The following is a 3,240-nucleotide window of genomic DNA, read 5'->3' as shown; positions in this document are numbered from 1 at the left end:
AAACTCACGCCAAATCCAATCACCACGTTCATATCTCGATATTTGGTTGTCATTGAGGATAGAATCATCCCAAGCCCCAAACCAAGCATCGCCATCATCAAAATATAAACAGGAAATAGCAACAAATTCATATTCACGGACAAGGTGCTTCCGGTGCTTAAATAATAAATATAAAAGCCAGCAAAAATCCCCAATTGTATAAAAAACTTCAACAAATTAGAAATCGTCACCGACATGGGCATAATGACCCTTGGGAAATACACCTTCCCAAAGATACTCTCGTTCTTTTTAAAGGTGTCACTCGTGCCGGTTAAACAGTTGTTGAAATAGTTCCAAGCCGTAATACCAGCAAGGTTAAACAAAAATGGCGGGATCCCTCCCGTACTTATATTTCCTAAATTATTAAAAATAAGTGTAAAAATAACCGAAGTAAACAAAGGCTGAATCACATACCACAGCGGCCCTAAAATGGTCTGTTTGTAAACCGTCACAATATCACGCTTTACAAACAACATCAATAAATCACGATAACGCCAGATCTCTTTAAAATTAAGATCGATCAGTTTGTTTTTGGAAGAGATGGTGTATAACCAGTCGTCGTCTTTTGTAGTCAAGGTAATTTCGGTTTATGAATAGGGCTAATATAGTAATTCTGAGGGGAACGTGGAATTTGATTTAGCGAATTATGATGTCGGCGTATGGATTCTTTTGGCATGGCAATTATAAAGCCAAGGCGTTTTTGCAAACCTAAATTCAAAGCGTCATTGCGAACCAGTTGATTCCGTCATTGCGAGGAGCCTATCCAACACCCAAGCGTCATTGCGAGGACGCAGGACGAAGTAATCTCATAATTAAGAAGCCTCAACAGATTGCCGGATCGCTACTCGCATTAACACGTTTAAATAGTACCTTCACAATCCCCAAACATTTTCCTAACCTAATACAAATCAACCCATTTAGGGTTTAATTCAAGGCTTCAAGAACTGCTTGGTTGACATAATAATTGGTACGTCCTATTTTATGTTTTACCAAATGTCCATCAATAGCCAATTGATTTAAATAATTGGCTGCCGTGATGCGAGATATATGTAACTCATTTTGTAAAAACTCTATTTTGGTGTAAGGCTGCTTAAACAAATGGTTCAACAAATCTTGACTGTAAAATTTATAATTTTCGCGCAAAAGTATTTTATAGTCTGCCATTGCTTTTTTAATGTTTCGCACTTTGTCCAAAGTGTCTTTTGACGTTTCGGTAATAGCGGTAAGCATATAACACAGATAGTCTTCCCATTCTCCCGTGTCGCGCACCTTTTGCAACAACTGGTAATACTGGTTTTTATGTTGAATAATATATTTGCTCAGATACAAAATAGGAGTGTCCAACAACTGATACTGAATGAGGTATAAAATATTTAAAATTCTTCCTGTACGCCCGTTGCCATCGTAAAATGGATGAATACTTTCAAATTGAAAATGAAATAGCGCCATTTTAATAAGATGATCTATAGGTAAATTTTCTTCTACATTTATAAAGACTTCCAGGTTTTGCATAAGTTTCACAACCTCTTCATGGCTTTGGTGGCGGCGTATAGACTACTTCATCCGTTTTGTTGTTTTTAAGTGTGGTACCCGGTACTTTTCTAAATCCTGCGTTATTATTCTCTAGGATTTGCTGAATTTGCTTAATGTGATTTATGGATAAAAAATGATTTTTCGCGACTATCGCAAAACCTGTTTTCATGGCCACTATATAGTTCTGCACTTCTTTGGCTTGGCTGGAAGTGACACTCTCTATACCCATGCTGGCTTTATAAATCTCATCGTGGGTCGTTACAATATTCTCTACTTCCGAACTATCCTTCGCCTCTTGTATAGCCAATGTGTTTATTAAAATATCCTGCCGAGGAATTGATTGTGCAACGCCTTTTAATTCGGCTAAAGCTCTATGTGCTTCCGGCAAAAGCCTAAGCACCTTTAGAGTTTCTAAATCAACAGAATAAGGTAGACTTTGGAGTTTCCAATTCATTTTTTCTTAATTTGCACGCATCGACATGTAAAGATAATTCATTTTTCTTTACACATTCTACCTATGTGCAACAAAAAGCACCATTTCTATACACATCTGTTTATATCGCCATTGTTGGTGTTTCCGCCAGTGTTGGTGTTCCGCCATTATTGGTATCTCCGCCATTGTTGGTGTTTTCCACCAATAACTTAAAAGCGTTGAACTAAACTATAGCAGTAATCCCTAATTCTCCTCCTTCATAAGGAGGAGTGGATGCAATTTCAGAAAAGAAATTGCAGGCGAGGTGGTTTATTTACTAACTAAATCACTGCAGTCTAAACTGCCATACCAGCCCGACAAACATTCTGGCCGGGGTTTTTAAAACAGACTAAAAGTCTGTTACATTCGTGAAATTTATAGTGAAAAAATTGAGCCAGCATTCTCAGCATACGCATAGGTTCGTGAAAATCCGTGAAATTCGTGTCCAAATTTTCAGCTCTTGTTGGTGTTTTCCACCAACAACTTCAGTCGATCGAACAATTAAACAGGAATAAATCTGCTATACCACACGTTCATATATCCAGAAGTGTTTATTCTACCCTATCCTTGATGGCCTCCCGCCAAAAAGACTAAATAACATACAAATTACCATAAGGATTAAAATGCCCAACACTGTCGGTGAAAAACACCAACAGCGGCGAAAGATTCTCCTTCTTTACAAGGAGGAGTGGATGCAATTTCAGAAAAGAAATTGAAGACCTGTCTGCCGACAGGCAAGCGAGGTGGTTTATTTACTAACTAAATCACTACAGACTAAACTGCCATACCAGCCCGACAAACATTCTGGCCGGGGTTTTTAAAACAGACTAAAAGTCAGTTACATTCGTGCAATTTATAGTGAAAAAATTGAGCCAACATTCTCAGCATACGCATAGGTTCGTGAAAATCCGTGAAATTCGTGTCAAAATTTTCAGCTATTGTTGGTCTTTTCCACCAACAACTTAAAAGCATTCAATTAAATTATAGCGGCACTCATTAATTCTCCTCCTATCAAGGAGGAGTGGCTGCATTTTCAGAAAAGAAATTGCAGACGAGGTGGTTTGTTTTAGCCATTGTTGGTGTTTTCCACCAACAATTTACACCATTTAGTTGCATTAAATTATAGCAGTATTCCTTAATTCTCCTCCTATCAAGGAGGAGTGGTTGTTATTTCAGAAAAGAAATTGAAGACGAGG

General features: G+C 37.8%; 4 protein-coding genes. 1 reads left to right on the top strand and 3 read right to left on the bottom strand.

Features of this window, described 5'->3' with window-relative positions:
* The 3 genes from ABIQ28_RS03235 to ABIQ28_RS03225 all read right to left on the bottom strand — a co-directional run.
* Positions 1-614, bottom strand: a 614-nt coding sequence (locus ABIQ28_RS03235; protein WP_348035316.1) for an ABC transporter permease, incomplete at its 3' end; no start/stop codon positions are given.
* 349 nt (positions 615-963) lie between these two features.
* Positions 964-1,551 carry a Fic family protein gene (locus ABIQ28_RS03230; protein WP_348035315.1) on the bottom strand — a complete coding sequence of 196 codons (588 nt, stop codon included), beginning with the start codon at positions 1,549-1,551 and terminating at the stop codon, positions 964-966.
* Positions 1,552-1,567: 16 nt separating this feature from the next.
* On the bottom strand, positions 1,568-2,026 hold the full coding sequence (locus tag ABIQ28_RS03225; protein ID WP_348035314.1) for a Fic/DOC family N-terminal domain-containing protein: 459 nt from the start codon (positions 2,024-2,026) through the stop codon (positions 1,568-1,570).
* A gap of 11 nt (positions 2,027-2,037) precedes the next feature.
* On the opposite strand from ABIQ28_RS03225, the gene ABIQ28_RS03220 reads away from it, so the two are divergent.
* Positions 2,038-2,232, top strand: a complete 195-nt coding sequence (locus ABIQ28_RS03220) for a hypothetical protein (RefSeq protein WP_348035313.1) — start codon at positions 2,038-2,040, stop codon at positions 2,230-2,232.
* Positions 2,233-3,240: the final 1,008 nt, after the last annotated feature.

This window comes from Gelidibacter sp., assembly GCF_039916245.1.
Lineage (GTDB): Bacteria > Bacteroidota > Bacteroidia > Flavobacteriales > Flavobacteriaceae > Gelidibacter.
Note: the sequence above shows the minus strand (reverse complement) of the source record. Positions and strands in the feature narration are given on the sequence as shown.

Bases quoted from the DNA above. Each gene is read 5' to 3' on its own strand.
- ABIQ28_RS03230 (WP_348035315.1), bottom strand. From the start codon at position 1,551: ATGCAAAACCTGGAAGTCTTTATAAATGTAGAAGAAAATTTACCTATA.
- ABIQ28_RS03225 (WP_348035314.1), bottom strand. From the start codon at position 2,026: ATGAATTGGAAACTCCAAAGTCTACCTTATTCTGTTGATTTAGAAACT.